The organism is Streptomyces sp. NPDC036764 (assembly GCF_055609385.1).
Genome location: NZ_JBVJPT010000014.1, coordinates 257,854 through 276,067 on the forward strand (window position 1 = coordinate 257,854; position 18,214 = coordinate 276,067).

Annotated in this window: 13 protein-coding genes and 2 pseudogenes; 7 read left to right on the forward strand and 8 right to left on the reverse strand. The window is 72.9% G+C overall.

The features are described from left to right. Positions 1-13: 13 nt before the first annotated feature. Positions 14-232, reverse strand: coding sequence for a hypothetical protein (locus tag ACZ69Q_RS36905; RefSeq protein WP_471050914.1), 219 nt, complete (start codon positions 230-232; stop codon positions 14-16). On the opposite strand from ACZ69Q_RS36905, the gene ACZ69Q_RS36910 reads away from it, so the two are divergent. The 3 genes and pseudogenes from ACZ69Q_RS36910 to ACZ69Q_RS36920 form a co-directional block, all read left to right on the forward strand. After that, positions 134-1,264, forward strand: a complete 1,131-nt coding sequence (locus ACZ69Q_RS36910) for a glycosyltransferase family 4 protein (protein ID WP_471050815.1) — start codon at positions 134-136, stop codon at positions 1,262-1,264. The two genes, ACZ69Q_RS36905 and ACZ69Q_RS36910, sit on opposite strands and share 99 nt — an antisense overlap. Beyond that, on the forward strand, positions 1,261-2,421 hold the full coding sequence (locus ACZ69Q_RS36915) for a glycosyltransferase (RefSeq protein ID WP_471050817.1): 1,161 nt from the start codon (positions 1,261-1,263) through the stop codon (positions 2,419-2,421). The genes ACZ69Q_RS36910 and ACZ69Q_RS36915 overlap by 4 nt, the downstream gene beginning before the upstream one ends. After that, positions 2,418-3,248 (forward strand): annotated as a pseudogene (locus tag ACZ69Q_RS36920) (SGNH/GDSL hydrolase family protein); the annotation flags it as partial. The gene ACZ69Q_RS36915 and the pseudogene ACZ69Q_RS36920, both read left to right, overlap by 4 nt. Positions 3,249-3,504: 256 nt before the next feature. On the opposite strand, the gene ACZ69Q_RS36925 reads toward ACZ69Q_RS36920, so the two are convergent. From ACZ69Q_RS36925 to ACZ69Q_RS36945, 5 genes are read right to left on the reverse strand one after another with little or no spacing between them, the layout of a single operon-like run. Beyond that, positions 3,505-4,374, reverse strand: a complete 870-nt coding sequence (locus tag ACZ69Q_RS36925; RefSeq protein WP_471050820.1) for a 5-oxoprolinase subunit C family protein — start codon at positions 4,372-4,374, stop codon at positions 3,505-3,507. Continuing rightward, complete coding sequence (locus ACZ69Q_RS36930) at positions 4,371-4,988, reverse strand: 5-oxoprolinase subunit B family protein (RefSeq protein WP_471050823.1); 618 nt, start codon at positions 4,986-4,988, stop codon at positions 4,371-4,373. The genes ACZ69Q_RS36925 and ACZ69Q_RS36930 overlap by 4 nt, the downstream gene beginning before the upstream one ends. Further along, complete coding sequence (locus tag ACZ69Q_RS36935) at positions 4,985-5,743, reverse strand: LamB/YcsF family protein (protein ID WP_471050826.1); 759 nt, start codon at positions 5,741-5,743, stop codon at positions 4,985-4,987. Before ACZ69Q_RS36935 ends, ACZ69Q_RS36930 begins: the two co-directional genes overlap by 4 nt. A gap of 28 nt (positions 5,744-5,771) precedes the next feature. After that, the gene (locus tag ACZ69Q_RS36940) at positions 5,772-6,611 is read right to left on the reverse strand and encodes a putative hydro-lyase (protein WP_471050827.1); all 840 of its coding nucleotides are present in this window, start codon (positions 6,609-6,611) and stop codon (positions 5,772-5,774) included. Next, complete coding sequence (locus tag ACZ69Q_RS36945; RefSeq protein ID WP_471050830.1) at positions 6,608-7,900, reverse strand: MFS transporter; 1,293 nt, start codon at positions 7,898-7,900, stop codon at positions 6,608-6,610. Before ACZ69Q_RS36945 ends, ACZ69Q_RS36940 begins: the two co-directional genes overlap by 4 nt. Positions 7,901-8,034: 134 nt before the next feature. Here ACZ69Q_RS36945 and ACZ69Q_RS36950 point away from each other — a divergent pair, with 134 nt between their 5' ends. The 4 genes from ACZ69Q_RS36950 (at position 8,035) to ACZ69Q_RS36965 (ending at position 16,026) form a co-directional block, all read left to right on the forward strand. Further along, the gene (locus ACZ69Q_RS36950; RefSeq protein ID WP_471050833.1) at positions 8,035-8,730 is read left to right on the forward strand and encodes a GntR family transcriptional regulator; all 696 of its coding nucleotides are present in this window, start codon (positions 8,035-8,037) and stop codon (positions 8,728-8,730) included. Positions 8,731-8,856: 126 nt separating this feature from the next. Beyond that, entirely contained in the window at positions 8,857-10,383 is a 1,527-nt protein-coding gene (locus tag ACZ69Q_RS36955; RefSeq protein ID WP_471050836.1) for a hypothetical protein, read from the forward strand. Between the two features lie 61 nt (positions 10,384-10,444). Next, positions 10,445-11,326 carry a hypothetical protein gene (locus tag ACZ69Q_RS36960; protein ID WP_471050839.1) on the forward strand — a complete coding sequence of 294 codons (882 nt, stop codon included), beginning with the start codon at positions 10,445-10,447 and terminating at the stop codon, positions 11,324-11,326. Between the two features lie 56 nt (positions 11,327-11,382). Continuing rightward, positions 11,383-16,026: a hypothetical protein gene (locus ACZ69Q_RS36965; protein WP_471050842.1), complete on the forward strand. Its 4,644-nt coding sequence runs from the start codon at positions 11,383-11,385 to the stop codon at positions 16,024-16,026. Between the two features lie 141 nt (positions 16,027-16,167). Here ACZ69Q_RS36965 and ACZ69Q_RS36970 read toward each other — a convergent pair. Next, a pseudogene (locus tag ACZ69Q_RS36970) lies at positions 16,168-16,971 on the reverse strand (APC family permease); the annotation flags it as partial. A gap of 68 nt (positions 16,972-17,039) precedes the next feature. Next, positions 17,040-18,200 (reverse strand): N-methyl-L-tryptophan oxidase, encoded by a 1,161-nt coding sequence (solA, locus tag ACZ69Q_RS36975; RefSeq protein WP_471050845.1) that lies wholly within the window; start codon positions 18,198-18,200, stop codon positions 17,040-17,042. Positions 18,201-18,214 lie beyond the last annotated feature (14 nt).

Sequence of the window (18,214 nt, forward strand, 5' to 3'; positions counted from 1 at the left end):
GATGACCAGCGGGTCAGGCACGCATGGACGTGACCTGACCCGCTCGGGTGCGCAGCGGAACGCTCATGGGACGTTTGTCGTTCGGAAAGATCCACTTTGACGCGGCCACGTCCAGCACGGCGACAACACGGGTATGCGTGTCGTCATCGTGACCGAATCCTTTCCCCCCGATGTGAACGGCGTGGCCCACTGCGCGCTCCAGACCGCCCGACACCTCGTCGATCGCGGTCACGTGCCCCTCGTCGTCGCACCGGCTCCCGCTCCCGGGAACAAGGCAGCCGCCTCCATGGCGCCCTGCCCCGTCGTCCATGTCCCCTCCCTCCCGCTCCCCGGCTATCCCCAGGTCAGGGTCGCGCTCCCCAGCCGGCGCCTCGCCGCCGCGCTGATCCAGCACCGGCCCGACGTCGTGCACCTGGCCAGCCCCTTCGTCCTCGGTGTGCGCGGCATGGCCGCCGCCGCCCGGCTCGGCATCCCCGCCGTCGCCGTCTACCAGACCGACCTGGCCGGATACGCCCGCACCTACATGGGCGCCGGCGAGGCCGCCGCCTGGCGGCGCATACGGTCCGTCCACTCCGCCGCCGACCTCACCCTCGTCCCCTCCAGCGCGTCCATGAACGACCTGGAGGCCCACGGAGTGCCCCGGCTCAAGCTGTGGGCACGCGGCGTGGACACCGCCCGCTTCCGACCCGAGCTCCGCGACGAGAAGCTGCGCCGCGAAATCGCCCCGAACGGCGAGGTCATCGTCGGCTACGTCGGGCGGCTCGCCCCGGAGAAGCACATCGAGCTGCTCTCCGGGGTGTGCGGCCTGGCCGGCGTCAAGGTCGTCATCGTCGGTGACGGGCCGAGCCAGCCCGCGCTCGCCGAGGCGCTGCCCGGCGCGGTCTTCCTGGGCCGCCGCGGCGGAGACGACCTCGCCCGGATCTTCGCCTCGTTCGACATCTTCGCCCACACCGGTCCGTTCGAGACCTTCTGCCAGACCGTGCAGGAGGCCATGGCCAGCGGTGTGCCCGTCGTCGCGCCCGCCGCGGGCGGTCCGCTCGACCTGGTCGACCACGGCCGTACCGGCCTGCTGGTGCCGCCGCGGGACGCCGACGCCGTACGGAACGCCGTGCGGTCCCTCGTCGCCGACCCGGCGCTGCGGGCCGCGTACGGCGCCGCCGGACACGCCACGGTGAACGGCCGCACCTGGGCGGCCATCGGCGACCAACTGATCGGCCACTACGCCGATGTGCTCGCCGCCCGCCGGGCGGTGGTGGCGGCATGACCGGCCTGCGGATCGTCCGGCTCGCGAACTTCGTCGCGCCCGCCTCCGGGGGGCTGCGCACCGCACTGCGCGAGCTGGGCAAGGGCTTCAAGCTGGCGGGCCACGACCCCGTCCTGATCGTGCCCGGTGAGAAGTACAGCGACTGCGAGACCGAGCAGGGGCGGGTGATCACCCTGCCCGGCCCGATGCTGCCCGGCACCGGCGGCTACCGCGTTCTCATCGACAAGCGGCGGGTCGCCTCCCTCCTGGAGGAACTCGCACCCGACCGCCTGGAGGTCTCCGACCGCACCACGCTGCGCTGGACCGGCAAGTGGGCCCGCCGCGCCCGGGTGCCCGCCGTGATGGTCTCCCACGAGACCGCCGACGGCGTGCTGCGCACCTGGGGCCTGTCGGAGAACATGTCCCGGCGTGCCGCCGACGCCCTCAACGTCCGTACCGCCCACACGTACTCGAGGGTCGTGTGCACCACCGAGTTCGCCGAGCGGGAGTTCGTGCGGATCGGCGCCCGCAACGTCGTACGGGCTCCGCTGGGCGTCGACCTGATGAACCGGCGCCCCACCCTGCGCGACGCCGCGCTGCGCACCACCCACGCGCGGGCGGACGAGACGCTGCTGGTGATGTGCTCCCGGCTCTCCGTGGAGAAGCGGCCCGGCACCGCCCTCGACGCCCTGGAGTCGCTGCGCCGGCGTGGAGTGCGCGCCGTGCTGGTGGTGGCGGGGAACGGCCCGCTGCGCGCGGGGCTTGAGAAGCGGGCGCAGGAGCGGGACCTGCCGGTCACGTTCCTCGGCCACGTCGCCGACCGGAGTCTGCTGGGCGCGCTCCAGGCCTCCGCCGACGTCGCGCTGGCCCCCGGGCCCGCCGAGACGTTCGGGCTGGCCGCGCTGGAGGCCATGGCCTGCGGTACACCCGTCGTGGCGAGCGCGTCCTCCGCGCTGCCGGAGGTGATCGGTTCCGCCGGGGCCACCGCCGCGGACAACGGGGACGCCTTCGCGGACGCCGTGGAGATGATCCTCGACCGTCCCGAGCGTGAGCGCCGGGAGGCGGCACGCGCGCGTGCGGAGTGCTTCGGCTGGGGCACGGCGGTTGACGCCTTCCTCACCGCGCACGACGCCGCTCTGCCGGCGCGTCCCTTCGTGCGTGCGGAGGGCGCAGCATGAGACCGCTCCGTTACGTCGCTCTCGGGGACTCCCTGACCGAGGGGGTCGGCGATCGCGTGGGAAACACGTGGCGCGGCTGGGCAGCGCTGCTCGCCGGCGGGCTGTCCGAACCGTCCGCCGAGTTCACCAACCTCGCGGTCAGCGGGGCACAGACGCGGGACGTGCTGGAGACCCAGCTACCGGCCGCGCTGGAACTGCGCCCGGACGTCGCGTCCGTCCTGGTGGGCGTCAACGACACCCTGCGCAGCACCTTCGACATCGAGAAGATCGCCCAGCGCCTCGACAAGGTCTACGAGTCGTTCACCCGTCAGGGCACGGCCGTGCTCACGGCCTGTCTGCCCGACCCGGGCACGATGCTGGGTCTGCCGGGGGTGCTGGGCAATCCGCTGGCCCGCAGGCAGCGGGCGGTCAACACGGTGGTCCACACGCTGTCCGAGCGGTACGGGGCGGTGCATCTGCACGCCGTCGACGACCCCTGGATCATGGACCGCGCGATGTGGAGCTCGGACCGGCTGCATCCGGGGGAGCGCGGGCACCGGCAGATCGCGCTGCGCTTCCACGCGATGCTCAGGCACCGGGGCATCGCGACGCAGACGGCGCCCTCGCCCGAGCCCGAGTTTCCGCCGCCCACCAAGTCGGCGAGCCTGCTGTGGCTGGCAACCGCGGGTACCGCCTGGATGATCCGGCGCTGCAACGACCTGCTGCCGCAACTGGTGCGCCTCGCCGTCGTCGAGATGCGGCACCGCGCGCGGGGCACCAGCGACCGGCTCGACCTGCGAGCGGCACACTCGGTGTCCAGGGCCCTGGCCGCGCTGTCGGCGCCCGAGCCGACGGGGCCGGCGCCCGAACAGCGGCGGGTGCCGGAGCTGGATGGGCTGCCCGAGCAGCGGCGGATGCATGAGCCGATGGGGTTGCCCGAGCACCTGTCCCTGTCGGAAGGGCTGTCCGTGTCCGACCACCGGCTGGTCCCTGAGCACCTGTCCCTGCCGGAGGGGCTGTCGGTGCCCGTGCCCGGACAGCGGTCGGTCCAGGAGCCCCAGCCCGAACCGGAGGCGGCATAGCGGGGAAGGGATCGCACAGCGGTCAGCGACGGCGTACCGCCACGAAGCGGACCGGCGTGCCCGGTACGGCCTGTGCGGCGGCCGGGAGGCCGGCCGCGCGGACGACGGCGATCACCGGGTATCCGCCCGTCGTCGGGTGGTCGGCCAGGAACACGACCGGCCTGCCGTCGGGCGGGACCTGGACCGCGCCCAGGACCACGCCCTCGCTGGGGAGTTCGCGAGTGAGCGCCCGTTCCAGGGCGGGGCCCTCGGTGCGCAGCCCGATGCGGTTGCTCGCGGCGGAGACGCGGTACACGCGAGAGGTGAAGGCACGCACGGCCGCCGCCGTGAACCAGTCGTCGCGCGGGCCCAGGGTCACGCGCAGCACCAGCTCGGCGGGGGGCGCCGGCTGCGGGGCGAAGTCCACGCGTGCGTGGGGCCGCGTCGGTGAGCCCAGGGGCAGCACCGCGCCGTCCGTGAGGGGCGGTGGACCGAGGCCGGACAGCAGGTCCGTGGAGCGGCTGCCGAGGACCGGCTCGACGGCGATGCCGCCGCACACGCCCACATAGCCGCGTACGCCCGAACTGGCCGCGCCGACATCCAGGAGCGCACCCGCGGGCACGTGCACCGGGGCGCCCCAGGCGACCGGGCGTCCGTCCACCGTGACCCGGCAGGGCGCACCGGCGACAGCCACGGTGACCGCTGAACGGGGCCGCAGCGTGCAGCCGTTGAGCGTGGTCTCCAGCACCGCCGCCTCGGGCGGGTTGCCGACCAGCCGGTTGACCAGCGCCGCCGCCGGCCGGTCCAGCGCCCCGGAGCGGGGCACGCCGAGGTGGGCGTGCCCGGGACGGCCGAGGTCCTGCACGGTGGTGAGCGCCCCGGCCCGTACGACGGACAGCGCGTGGTCGCTCATGAGCTCCCCACGGGAACGAAGCGCACGCGCGTGCCCGGTGACAGCAGCGCGGCCGGCACGCGCGTGTGATCCCACAGCACGGTGTCCGTGGTGCCGATCAACTGCCAGCCGCCCGGCGACGAGCGCGGGTACACGCCCGTGTACGGGCCCGCCAGCGCCACCGCACCGGCGGGCACGGCGGTGCGCGGGGTGGCCCGGCGCGGTACGTCGTAGCGCGGCGGAAGGCCGGTGAGATAGCCGAAGCCGGGGGCGAAGCCGCAGAAGGCGACGCTGAATTCGGTGCCCGCGTGGATCCGGGCGGCCTCCTCGGGGGACACGCCCCAGTGCGCGGCGACGTCGGCCAGGTCCGGGCCGTCGTAGCGCACCGGCAGTTCGACGGTCTCACGCGCGCGTGGGGGAGCGGGCGGTACGTCGGAGGTGGTCAGTTCGGTGGCGAGGCGGGCCGGGTCGGTGAGGCCGTCCAGCAGGACCGTCCGGGCCGCGGGAACGATCTCGCGGACCGACAGCGCGCCGTGCGCGCGGCGCCGCAGCAGCTCCGCGTGCAGCGCCCGGGCCTCCTCGCCCGAGGACACCTCGACGAGCAGGGCGTCGTCACCGACGGGCAGCGCCCTCATGCGAAGGCCTCCACCAGGATCCCCGACTCCTCAAGACGCGCCCGCACCCGGCGGGCCAGCTCGACGGCGCCGGGCGTGTCCCCGTGCAGGCACAGGGAACGCGCGCGTACCTCGACCGGGACCCCGCGGTGCGAGGTGACCGTGCCCGAGCGGGCCAGGCCCACCGAGCGCTCCACGACGGCCTCCGGATCGGTGAGCACGGCACCGTCCTGGCCGCGCGGCACGAGCGTGCCCCGCTCGGTGTACGCGCGGTCCGCGAACGCCTCCGTGACGGCCGGGAGTCCGGCCTTGGCGGCCAGTTCCAGCACCCGTGAGCCGGGCAGGCCGAGCACGGGCAGCGTGGCGTCCGCCAGGAGCACGCCCTCGACGACCGCGCCGGCCTGCTCCTCGTCGTGCACGACGCGGTTGTAGAGCGCGCCGTGCGGCTTGACGTACGACACGCGCGTGCCCGCCGCCCGTGCGAAGACCTCCAGGGCACCGATCTGGTAGGCCACTTCGGCCGCCAGCTCGGCGGGCGGCACGTCCATCGCGCGCCGCCCGAACCCCGCCAGGTCCCGGTAGGAGACCTGGGCGCCGATCCGGACCCCGCGCTCGGCCGCCTGCTCGCACACCCGCCGCATGGTGGCCGCGTCCCCGGCGTGGAAGCCGCAGGCCACGTTGGCGCTGGTGACGACGGACAGCAGCCGTTCGTCGTCGGTGAGCTGCCAGCGGCCGAAGCCCTCGCCGAGGTCGGCGTTCAGATCGATCGAGGTCATGAGTTGCGTCGTTTCCTCAGTCCGGTGGTCAGGCGACGATGCGGTACTGCTCGTCGCGGGCGTCGGTCAGGAACATCTGGCCCGGTGCGTGGGTGATGGCGAACGGAGGGCGTGAGGCCATCACGGCGGCCTGCGGGGTCACTCCGCAGGCCCAGAACATCGGGATGTCGTCCGGCTCCATCTCCACCGGGTCGCCGAAGTCGGGCCGGCCGAGGTCCGCGATGCCCAGCGCCGAGGGATCGCCGCAGTGCACGGGGCCGCCGTGCACCGCCGGAAGGAGGCCGGTCTCCCGCAGTGCCGCCGCCACGTGCTGCGGCGGCACCGGGCGCATGGACACCACCATCGGTCCGTGCAGCCGCCCCGCCGGACGGCACGGCCGGCCGGTCACGTACATCGGGACGTTGCGGCCCTGCTCGACATGGCGGATCGGGACGCCCGCCCCGGCCAGCGCCGATTCGAAGGTGAAGCTGCACCCGATCAGGAACGACACCAGATCGCCCCGCCAGTGCGCCCGCACGTCCGTCGGCTCGTCCACCAACTCGCCGTCCCGCCACACCCGGTAGCGCGGCAGATCGGTGCGCAGGTCGGCGCCGTCGGCGAGGACGGTCGTCCAGGAACCGGCGTCCGTCACGTCGAGGACCGGACAGGGCTTGGGGTTGCGCTGGCAGAACAGCAGCATGTCGTACGCCCAGTCGGCGGGCACCGAGATCAGATTGGCCTGGGTGTGACCCGCCGCGACCCCGGCCGTGGGGCCCGTGAGCCCCTCCCGGAACCGGGTGCGGGCGGCTCTCGGGCTCCACGCGTGCGCGAGCTCGTCGACGGCGGTTACGGGCTGGTCCGCCGTCGCGACGGTGACCGGACGGTTCACGCCAGCTCCTTCCCGCGCGTCTCCGGCAGTCCGAACAGGGCCAGCGCCGCGATGCCGTAGCCGATCGCGCCGAAGACCAGCGCGCCGCCCACGCCCCAACTGTCCGCCAGGAAGCCGACCGTGGTCGGGAAGACGGCACCCACCGCGCGGCCGGTGTTGTACGTGAAGCCCTGCCCCGTGCCGCGTACCGCCGTCGGGTACAGCTCGCTGAGGTAGGACCCGAAGCCGCTGAAGATCGCCGACATGCAGAACCCGAGCGGGAATCCGAGTATCAGGAGCAGGGTGTTGGCGCCGCTCGGGATGTTCGCGTACGCCAGGATGCAGAGCGCCGACAGCAGCGCGAACAGCCAGATGTTGCGCCGCCGGCCCAGCCGGTCGGTGAGGTAACCGCCGGTCAGATAGCCGATGAAGGCGCCCGAGATCAGGAACGTCAGATAGCCGCCGGTGCCGACGACCGACAGTCCGCGCTCGGTCTTGAGGTAGGTCGGCACCCAGGTGGCGAGGGTGTAGTAGCCGCCCTGGACACCGGTCGAGAGCAGCCCCGCGAAGATCGTCGTGCGCAGCAGGCCGGGTTTGAAGATCGCCGTGAACGAGCCCTTCTCGGTGCTCCGTTCACGCACGGCCACGGCCTGGGGGGCGTCGTGCACCCGGCGCCGCATCCAGATGACGAGCAGCGCGGGCAGCGCGCCGGTCCAGAACATCACGCGCCAGGCCAGGTCGTCGCCGGCGACCGAGAAGACGATGGTGTACATGATCGCGGCCAGCGCCCAGCCGACGGCCCACGAGCTCTGGATCGCGCCGAGCGTGCGGCCCCGGTGCTTGGCGCTCGCGTACTCGGCGACGAGGATCGCGCCGACCGCCCACTCGCCGCCGAAGCCGAGGCCCTGGAGGGCGCGGAAGACCAGCAGCGTCTCGTAGTTGGGCGCGAAACCGCAGGCGACGGTGAAGACCGCGTAGGTGACCACGGTGATCATCAGCGCCTTGACCCGGCCGATCCGGTCGGCCAGCACCCCGGCGAGAGCGCCGCCGATCGCCGAGACGACGAGCGTGACGGTGGTGAAGAGACCGGTCTGGCCGCTGTCCAGGCCGAAGTACGCCGCCAGCGCGACCATGCTCAGCGGCAGCGTGAAGTAGTCGTACGAATCCAGGGCATACCCGCCGAAAGCGCCCGCGAAGGCGCGGCGGCCACGCGGCCCCAGGGCGCGCAGCCAGCCGAACGCGCCGTCGTCGTCGGCGCGTTCGTCGGCGGTGGGGTGGGTCAAAGCCTGCGGTGGAGGGGTCGTGCTCATGGGCACCTCGCAGTGAGGGGACGGAGGGTGCATGGGGGGTGAGCCGTGCCGGTGCGAAGTACCGTAGAGGATCGTTCAACGATCCCTCAATACCCATGTTGTTTCGTTCTTGTGGTCTGCGATTGAATTCCGGCATGGACGAGCACCTGACCTCACTGTCCGAGGACCGCGCGCTCCTTGGCCGTACGAGCACCGCGGAGCGGGTCTCCGACATCCTCAGGAGCCGGATCGCCGAAGGGTTCTTCCCACCCGGCACCCGCCTGTCGGAGGACAGCATCGGCGGCGCGCTCGGCGTCTCCCGCAACACCCTGCGCGAGGCGTTCCGGCTGCTCACACACGAACGTCTGCTCGTGCACGAGCTGAACCGGGGGGTCTTCGTCCGGGTCCTGACCGTCGAGGACGTCGAGGACATCTACCGCACCCGCGGCCTCGTCGAGTGCGCCGTCGTACGGGGGCTCGGGGCGCCCCCGCACGGCCTCGACGCGCTGTCCGAGGCGGTCGAGGTGGGGCAGCGGGCGGCGCGCGAAGGTGACTGGAAAGCAGTGGGTACCGCCAACATCCACTTCCACCGCGAGCTGGTCGCCCTCGCGGGAAGCGCCCGCACCGACGAGCTGATGCGCAGCGTCTTCGCCGAGCTGCGGCTGGCCTTCCACGTCGTGGACGACCCGAGGCGACTGCACGAGCCCTACCTCGCGCGCAACCGGCAGATCCTGCAGGCCCTGGAGGCGGGCGACAAGGGCGGGGCGGAGAAGCTGCTCGCGGTCTATCTGGAGGACTCGTTGGAGCGGGTCGTGGAGGTCTATCGACGCCGGGTATCGAGCGCCCCATAAGGGGCGCGGGGAACTGCGCGAGCAACCACGGCCGCCCCGCACACGAAAAACGACCCGGTTATCGGCTCAACCGGCCGAGCGTCGTCGTTTGGTTCGTTGTCAGACCTAGGACCTAGTCTGTGCACCGTGACTTCGCCTGCATCGACGGACCGTGTTCCGCCCCAGCTCAGCGCGGGGCCGCGCCCGGCTCCGGGCCCGGCCGCCGACGAGGGGCTGGCGCGGCGGCTGCGCGCGCTCGCCTGCACCGCGCCGCTGCACGACCTCGACACGCGCAAGGCCAACCTCGCCGGCGAGTACTCGGTGTACGGCATGGCCGAGGTGGCCCTCGCCGCGATCGACCTCGTCACACTCAACATGGACTTCGACACGGGCGCCGACCACGACCAGATAGTCGCCCGCCTCATCCCCCGCATCTCCGCCCAGGCCCCGCGCCGCCCCGTCGCCGAGCACGAGCGGGTGGCCCGCTGGGTCCTGGAGAACCTGATCAACGTCGGCAGCGTGGACCGCGGCTTCCGGGCCGTGTACGGCACGTTCGCGCCGGACGGCAGCTATGTCCGCCGTGACTACGACTTCAAGCTGATCGAGGAGGTGCCGGGCCCGGGCGGCACCGTGTATCTCCGCACGACCGACGAGGCGGTCAACGTCCTCGTCGGCGCCCTCGACACCGACGTGACCAGCGCGCAGATCGCCGCCGAGGTCAAGCTGGAGGTGCTGATCAACCGCGGCCGCCTCGCCGACGCGCAGTTGGCCGCCGAGCAGGCCCGGTACCGCACCGTGCAGTACTCCGAGACGCTCCGCCGGGCCCTGGACGCGACCCGTCGCAACGTCCGGGCGGTCGACTGGCTGAACTCCGTGCCGGACATGATCGCCGAGGCCCTCGACCACGTCGCCGACCGGTACCGCCACGAGAACGCGATCCTCACGAACATCCGCAAGGCACGCGACGAGACCGAGGACCCCGAGCACAAGCGCCGCGCGGCCGAGCTGGTCGACATCGTCAAGGACTGCATCCGACGGCACACCCAGTTGCAGTCCCGCCTGCTGGAGGCCGGCCCCCTGTTCCGCGCCGAGCAGGACCGGCAGGCCTTCGCGACGCCGATGACCACGTCGGGGATCGACCTGTACGGGCATCTCGTCGCGCCGGTGCTGCCGCTGCCGCTGGAGCAGGCCGTCCGGGTCACGGACGCCTTCTTCGCGCGCGGGACGGGGCTGCGCACGCCGGTGTCGGTCCGGGTGGCCGATCTCGTCGACATACTGCTGACCCCACCCGTGGAGCGGGAGCATCTGGGCGCCGAGATGCCCGAGCCCGACCTCATCGCGACGCCGGACGACAGCCGGTTCAGCGAGGAGCAGTTGGCCGCGGCGATGGTCCTGCTCGACCTGCCGGCCGACGCGCCTCGCCGGCTCTCGGGCCTGTTGGCCGAGGCACGCCGGAAGGATCCCGATCTGCCCTACCTGGTCGCGCTGCTGGCCGTGCACGCGGCCAGTCCGCCGGTGGGCACGGCCTATCGGCAGGGCGAGGAGAAGCTGCTGTTCGCCGTCGACGACGGGACCGAACTGGACGACCCCGAGTTCGGCGGCGCCGACCTCATCGTCGGCACGGCCCTGCTGGACGCCGTGGGAATGGCGGCCGGCAGAACGGAAGCAGCATGAGCCGCTTCGAGCACCGCATGCACCGCAGGAACCACCAGCAGCACATTGAGGAGCCGAAACCGTGACCGAGCACGTCGATCGGAGTGAGCCGGAGGCCGCCGCCCCGTCGGCGACCGCCGCCGTCACCCCTGCCGACGCCGCCGACGCGGCGCGGCTCGTCGCCTTCGGGCTCCAGCCCAAGCTGCAGCCCGCGCGGGACCAGGAGTACACCGACCTGCTGCGCCGGTACCGCGAGGACCCGCCGTTCGCGCGGCTCGCGGACGCCGTGGCCGCGGGACTCGGGCTGGTCGTACTGGAGGTGTCCCCGCGCGCGGGGATGGCGGTGACCGCCGCCGAGGACTCCGTGTTCGCCGTCCGCATGGGCGACTACGCGCGTCGTACGTCCGCCGACGGCAGCGACCGTTTCCTGCACGGGCTGGCCCATCTCGCCGTGGCCGCCATGGCGTTCCCGCGGCCCGAGGACCTCGCCGACGACGGCTACATCGGGCGCGTCACCGTCAACGGCGTCGACGCCTTCGTCCGGCAGGCCTGCCGTCGGCTGGAGGAGCGTGCCGACGAGCAGGGGGAGAACACCGACCCCGCCACGGACGCGCCCGGCCTGGAGGCCGCCTGGCGGACCTGGGTGAGACGCAGCGCGACCGGCGCCACCAAGGACGCGCGTCGGCTCGCCGGCTCCACCACCGGCATCGTCGGCAAGGCCGCGGCCTTCCTCACCGACTCCGGGTTCCTCCAGCGGACCGGCGACGACAACGGCGGCACCTATCGGACCACCGCTCGTTACCAGCTCCAGGTGCGGGACATGGCCGGCAGCGCCGCCATGGCCGAGCTGCTGGAGCTGGGCGTGGTCCCGGTCACCGACGGCACGCCGACCCTGCTGCCCGCGGAGCAGACGGACGACCTGGAGCTGGTGGCCGACGCCGGATTGCCGTTCCACTCCGCCTGAAGCCCACGCGCTTCCCCGAACTTCCCTGATCTGCCGAAGACTTACGAGAGTCCGCCATGTACGAGCTGTCCCGGGTCCGTCTCTACTCCATCGGACCGGCCGGTGCACGCTACGCCGACACCGTGCTTGACCTGCGCGGTGTGGGCGAGCCGGTGCCCGACCCCGCGCCAACGCAGGCGGAGTTCTTCGAGGAGGAGCCCGTCGGCCCGCCGCGTCGGCCCGCCCCGGCAGGCGTGCTCTTCCTGGAGAACGGCGGCGGCAAATCGGTCCTGCTCAAACTGATCTTCTCGGTGATGCTGCCGGGCCACCGCAACACCCTCGGCGGCGCCAGCTCCGGCGTGCTGCGGAAGTTCCTGCTCGCCGACGACTGCGGGCATGTCGCGCTGGAGTGGCAGCACACGCTCACCGGCGAGTGCGTCGTGGTCGGCAAGGTGAGCGAGTGGCGCGGGCGCCAGGTCTCCAACGACCCGCGGAAGTTCGCTGAGGCCTGGTACTCCTTCCGGCCCGGACCCGGGCTGTCCCTGGACAACCTGCCCGTCGCCGAGGCCACCGCCGTACGGCCGCCCGTCGAGGGCCAGTCCGGCGCACAGGGCCGCCGCCGCACCATGAAGGGCTTCCGCGACGCGATCACGGAGGCGGGCAAGGCGTACCCGCATCTGGAGGTGCACTGGGAGGAGATCCACGACCGCTGGATCGAGCACCTCGGCGACCTCGGCCTCGACCCCGAACTCTTCCGCTACCAGCGCGAGATGAACGCCGACGAGGGCGAGGCGGCCGGCCTCTTCGCGGTCAAGAAGGACTCCGACTTCACCGACCTGCTGCTGCGGGCCGTGACCGACACGCGCGACACCGACGGCCTCGCCGACCTGGTCGGCGGCTTCGGCAACAAGCTGGGCCGGCGCGCCGAGCTGATCGCGGAGCGGGACTTCACCGCCGGGTCCGTCGACCTGCTCGGGCGGATCGTCGAGGCCGCCGACACGCGCTCACGCGCGCGTGACATCCACGCCGGCGCCGAGCGGCGCACCCGCACCCTGGCCCGGCGGCTGTCCGCGCGGGGCGTCCAGGAGCGGGTGCGGGCCGCCGACCTCGCCCAGCGGGTGACCGCCGCCGCGTACGCCGTCACCCACGCCGAGGCGGCCCGTGAGCGCAGTGCGCTGATCGCCGCCGAACTGGCATTCCGGCACGCCTCCTTGGCACTCGCCGCGGCCGAGAAGTCGGCGGCCGCCCAGAAGCGCGAGCTGGCCGACGCGCGCACCCTGCACTCCGCCTGGCAGGCCGCGGAGGCGGTTCTGCGGCACCGCGCCGCTTCCGACCGCGTCGCGCGCGTGGCCGCCGCCATCCAGGAAGCCGAGCGGGACGCGGCACCGGCGCTGGCCGCCCGCGCCAAGGCCGCCGTCGATCTCGTGCGAGCCCTGCACGCCGCGGTGGAGAGCGCCGAGACCCTCGCCAACGAGGGGGAGGAGCGCTCCGCCGCACTCCAGGAGGTCAGCGAGTCGGCCTACGCCGACTCCACCGCCGCAGCCACCGACGCGCAGCGCGCCCGCAGCGAGACCGGGCATCTGCGGCAGCGGCTGTCCGAGGTCGAGCAGGAGACCGCCGAGGCCGTACGCGCGGGCTGGCTCGACGACAGCGCGCCCGACGCCGACCCGGCCCGCGCCGCCCTCGCGGCCAGCGACGCGGAGAAGAGCGCCGTCGCCGCCTGGGACACCGCCCGCGAGGCCTCGCGGCGGGCCTCGGAGCACGCGCGCGAGGCGGCCTCGACCGAGTCCCGCGCGGAACTGACGGCGGCCCGCGCGGCGGACGCCGCGACCGCGGCGGAGCGTGCGTACGACGCCGAGCGGCGGCTCGCCGAGGGGCTGGCGGCGGAGGAGCGGCTCGCCGAACTGCTCAGCCTGACCGGTGAGCCGGGGGTGAAGCGCGGGTCCGTACCTGCTCCGCGCACCGGAGACGACGGCAAACGCAGCCCGGCGGCTGTCGGAGACCTCGCCCTCACGCCGGAGGAGCTGGACCGGTTCGCCGGCGAACTGCGTGAACTGCTCGACGACGCCGTCTCCGCCGCCGAGCGCCAGCTCTTCGAGCTGCGTACGGCCGCCGCCGACGACGCCCGGATCCTGGGCGCGCTCGGTGACGGCGGGCTGCTGCCGCCCGGCCCGGACGTGCTGGCCACCGTGGAGTTCCTCGGTGAACAGGGCATCCCGGCGCTGCCCGGCTGGCGCTACCTCGCCCAGGCCGTCGACCCCGCCGACCACGCGCGCGTGCTGGCCGCCCGGCCCGAACTGGTCGACGGCGTGATCATCACCGACCCCGACACGCACGCGCGTGCCCGCGAAGTGCTGGGCGACGCGGCCCTGCTGCCCCGGTCCGCCGTCGCGGTGGGCACGGCAGCCGCCCTGCTCGCCCCGACCCCGGCCGCCGACACGCCTGACGGTGACGTCTTCCTCGTACCTCCGAACCCCGCCATGCACGACGAGTTCGCCGCCGACGAGGAGCGCCAGGCGCTGCGCGCGCGGGCGACCGAGCGGGACGAGGAGATCCGCGGCCTCGCCGCACGGCTCGGCAAGGACCGTGAGCTGGCGGCACGACTCGCCTCGTGGCGGACCGGCTGCCCGGACGGCCGGCTGGTGGAGCTGGCACAGACGGCCGGAGAGGCGCGCGCGTTCGCCGAGGAGTCCGAGGCCGAACTCACCGAGGCGCGGACCGTGCGGGCCGAGGCCGACGAAGCCGCCGCCGAGGCGGCCCAGGTCCGCGACGAGCGGCAGGAGGCCGCGCAGAAGGCCCGGCGCTCCGCCGACGCCCTGGCCGGACTGGCGTTCCGGCTGCGTGAGCGGGCGGGCTGGCAGGTCAAGCTGCGCGAACTCGCGGACGAGGCCGTCGAGTCCGAGGCCCGCGCCCAGACCTGCCTGGAGCGTGCCCGCGCCGCGGACGAGGACCGCCGCGCCGCCCAGCGCGCGGCCGACGACGCGCGCCGCACCGCGCGTGCCCTGCGCGCCGAGCGCGCGGAGATCGCGGGCGCCCCCGATGACCTACCCGAGACGGACGCGGACGCCCCGAAGGCGTCCCTGCCCGCGCTGCGCGAGGCGTACCGGGCCGCATCCCAGGTGTACGAGAAGGTCGGTGTGGGCGCCGACCTGCGGGCCGAGCAGGCCCGCGCGGAGAGCGACGAGAGCGCGGCGCGCGCCGAGCTGGACCGGCTGAGCAACAAGGTCCGCACCCGGGCCGAGCAACTGCTGCAATCGACGGACGGCTCCGACGGACCCTCCCGGCAGGCGGCCGCCGCGCGGGCGGAGGAGCTGGTGCAGCTCCTGGAGACCCGCATGTCCAGCGCGAGCGAACAGCTCGGCCGGCTGCGCGGCGAGGCCGAGCGGCACGCTCCGGAAGACGGTGAGGCGCACACCGAGCTGTCCGAGGAACTCAAGCCGCGCGACGCCGACCACGCGCAGGCGCTGCTGCGCACCGCGACCGCCGAACTCGCCTCCCGCACCGAGGCGTTGACGCAGGCCGGCGAGGCGCACGCCGAGCTCCTGGAAGCCCACCGCGCCGCCGAGGACGCGGCCGGTGGCTTCGACGAGATCGCCGCGATGCTGCGCGACCTGCTGCGCGAGCATGCCTCCGAGGAGGAGCAGGAGGAGCCTGAGGCCTACCCCGGCAGCCCCGAGGAGGCCCGGCACTCCGCCGCGGAGGCCCGCCGGTCGCTGCGCGGCTGCGCGGCCGACCTCTCCACAGCGGAGGCCGCCGTGCGTGAGGCGAGTGACGTGCTCGTACGGCACGCAAACTCCACCCGCTACGAGCAGGTCCGCACGCCTGCCCGCCAGCAGATCCGTGAACTGCCGGCCTCCTCACTGCCAGAGCACGCGCAGAAGTGGGCGGACGCCTTCGCGCCCCGACTCCGGGTGCTCACCGACGAGTTGGCGCAGCTCGAGCGCAACCGCGACTCGATCGTGGACCGGCTCCGTGGCCTGGTGGAGTCCGCGCTGGCCACCCTGCGGTCCGCCCAGCGGCTGTCCCGGCTGCCCGAAGGGCTCGGCGAGTGGTCCGGGCAGGAGTTCCTGCGCATCCGCTTCGAGGAGCCGGACCAGGCCACGCTCACCGAACGGCTCGGCGAGGTCGTCGACGAGGCGACGCGCGCGGCCGTCAAGAAGAACTCCGACCTGAGGCGCGACGGAATGTCGCTGCTGCTGAGGGGAGTCGCGGCAGCGCTCCAGCCCAAGGGCGTCGCCGTCGAGATCCTCAAGCCGGACGCCGTACTGCGCGCCGAGCGTGTGCCCGTGGGGCAGATGGGCGACGTGTTCTCGGGCGGTCAGTTGCTCACGGCAGCCATCGCGCTGTACTGCACGATGGCCGCGCTCAGGAGCAACGACCGAGGCCGTGACAAGCACCGGCACGCGGGCACGCTGTTCCTCGACAACCCCATCGGCCGCGCCAACGCGACCTATCTGCTGGAGCTTCAGCGTGCCGTGTCGGACGCGCTCGGCGTCCAGCTCCTGTACACCACGGGCCTGTTCGACACGACCGCGCTCGCCGAGTTCCCGCTGGTCATCCGCCTGCGCAACGACGCCGACCTGCGGGCGGGCCTGAAGTACATCAGCGTCGAGGAACACCTCCGCCCGGGGCTTCCTCAGCAGCCCCAGGCGGGGGAGACGGTGCACAGCGAGATCACGGCGACCCGGATGTTCAAGCGCCCGGCACCGACGACGCCCTGAGCGGGTCGACGCGCTGAGGAGGCGGTCCGGGCCCTGAGGCGGGCGGTGAACTGAACGACGGGGCCGCTCAGTCCGCCGCCGGAGAGGCGACAGGACCGTCGCCCGGTGGGGTCGGTGCGGTCGTGGCGTTCGGCGTGGCCGTGCTCGCCAGGCTGTGCTCGGCGAGGACGCCCGTCCGGTGCCGCTGGACGAACCGAGCGAGGAGGCCGTTTCGAAGCCGTACGTCACATACGCCGACGCCAGCGAGGCGACGAGGAACGCGCCCAGGTACCCCGTGCCGTAGTCCGCGCCGGTCCCGTTCATGTCCAGCACGACCTGGGGGCCGCGCGTGATGTGAACGGCGAACAGGACGATCAGTACGACGGTGGCGATCAACCCGATGAACGCCCGCCGTGTTGATCCTCGCCATCAGCTTGACGCCCAAGGCGTTCACCACGGTGGTGAACAGGATCAGCACCGCGGCCAGGATGACCGCGTTGGTCGCCACGTCGTACTTGCCGGTGCCGTCTCCCACGATCGGGAACACCGACGAGATCTGAGGGAGCGTCAACTGGTAGGCCAGCGCCACCGCCGAGATCGACACGATGGAGGCGACCAGCATCATCCAGCCGGCGAGCCAGCCCAGATGCGGATTCCCGATCTTCTTCGACCAGTTGTAGACCGAGCCCGCCACGGGATAGCGGGCGGCGAGCTCCGCGAAGCAGAGGGCGACCATGAACTGGCCGACGAACACCATCGGCCACGACCACCAGTAGGCCGGGCCGCCACTGGCGTAGCCGAAGTAGAAAGCTGGAACGTGCCGGTCAGGATCGATATGTAGCTGATCCCGGCGGCGAAGGTGTGGAAGTTGCCGAGGGTGCGCTTGAGCTCGGGTTTGTAGCCGAATTCGGCGAGTTCGGTGTCGTCGTGACTTCGCGGACCGGCTGGTTGCTCCGTTGTCGACATGAGCGGACTCCTCATGGGCCGGGTGGGGGAGGGAGCGGCTCGGGCGGCTGCGTGGATCAAGGACAGTGTCAGTGCGGCCGGACAATGCCAATGAGGCGAGCCGGGTCGAACAGGCCGATGGGGTGCTCGGTGCCGCCGGTCAGGGCGAGATCGGCGAGGATCTCGCCGACGACGGGCACGAACTTGAAACCGTGCCCGGAGAACCCGCAGGCCACCGTGACCGACTCCGGGTGCGCCGGGTGCCGGGCGATCACAAAGTGCTCGTCGGCGGTGTTGGAGAACATGCAGGTAACGGCCTTGAGCAGGGAGCCGGGCAGATCCGGGACGCAGCCGGACAGATGGTCCGACATGGCACGGATCTCGTCCTCGTGGACGGTCCGGTCGATCGTCTCCGGTGTCGTGACCTGGCCCTTGTGGAAGAAGGCGACCTTGGCTCCCGAACCGGGTCCGTCGATGGCGGGGAACCCGTAGACATGGACTCCGGCCGTGTCCTCCCAGATGTAGACGGGGTGGTGCGCGGGAAGGAACGGATCGGTGCCCCGCTTCGGCTGGAACCAGTACATGACCTGCCGCTCGACGGAGAACGGCACCCCCAGATCGGCCAGCAGTTGCGGCGCCCACGCACCCGGGCAGATCACCAACTGCCCGGCGGTGTAGGTGTTCTCGGCCGTGTGCACGCGTACGCCGTCCCGGTACGGCTCCCAGCGCGTCATCGGCTCGTCGAAGTGCAGGTCGGCGCCCTGCCGGGCGGCGAGCTGGAGATGCGCGGCGACGGTGTTCTCCGGCCGCAGGAAACCGGCTCTCCTCTCGTACAGCGCCACCTCGTCGTCCTTCGGCGCGAGCGTCGGGAAGCGGCGGCGGATCTCCTTCGCGTCGAGCATCTCGTGCGGCAGATCCCACTCCAGCGCCGAACGCAGCGAACCGGCGACGGTGCGTGAGTCGGGCAGTCCGACCATCACGCCACCGCAGAGGGTGGCGATGTCCTGGCCGGTGGCCCGCTCCAAGTCGTCGTACAGCTCGTAGGCGCGCAGCAGCAGTGGGACGTACGCCGAGTCCTCGAAGTACGACTGCCGGGTGATCCGCGAGCCGCCATGGCTGGAGCCGCGGTCGTGCGCAGGGCCGAACTTCTCCAGACCCAGCACACGGGCGCCGCGCGCGGACAGATGGTGGGCCGCCGCGCTGCCCATGCCGCCGAGGCCGATGACGATCACATCGTGGCTGGGGGACATGGGGCGCCTCCTGT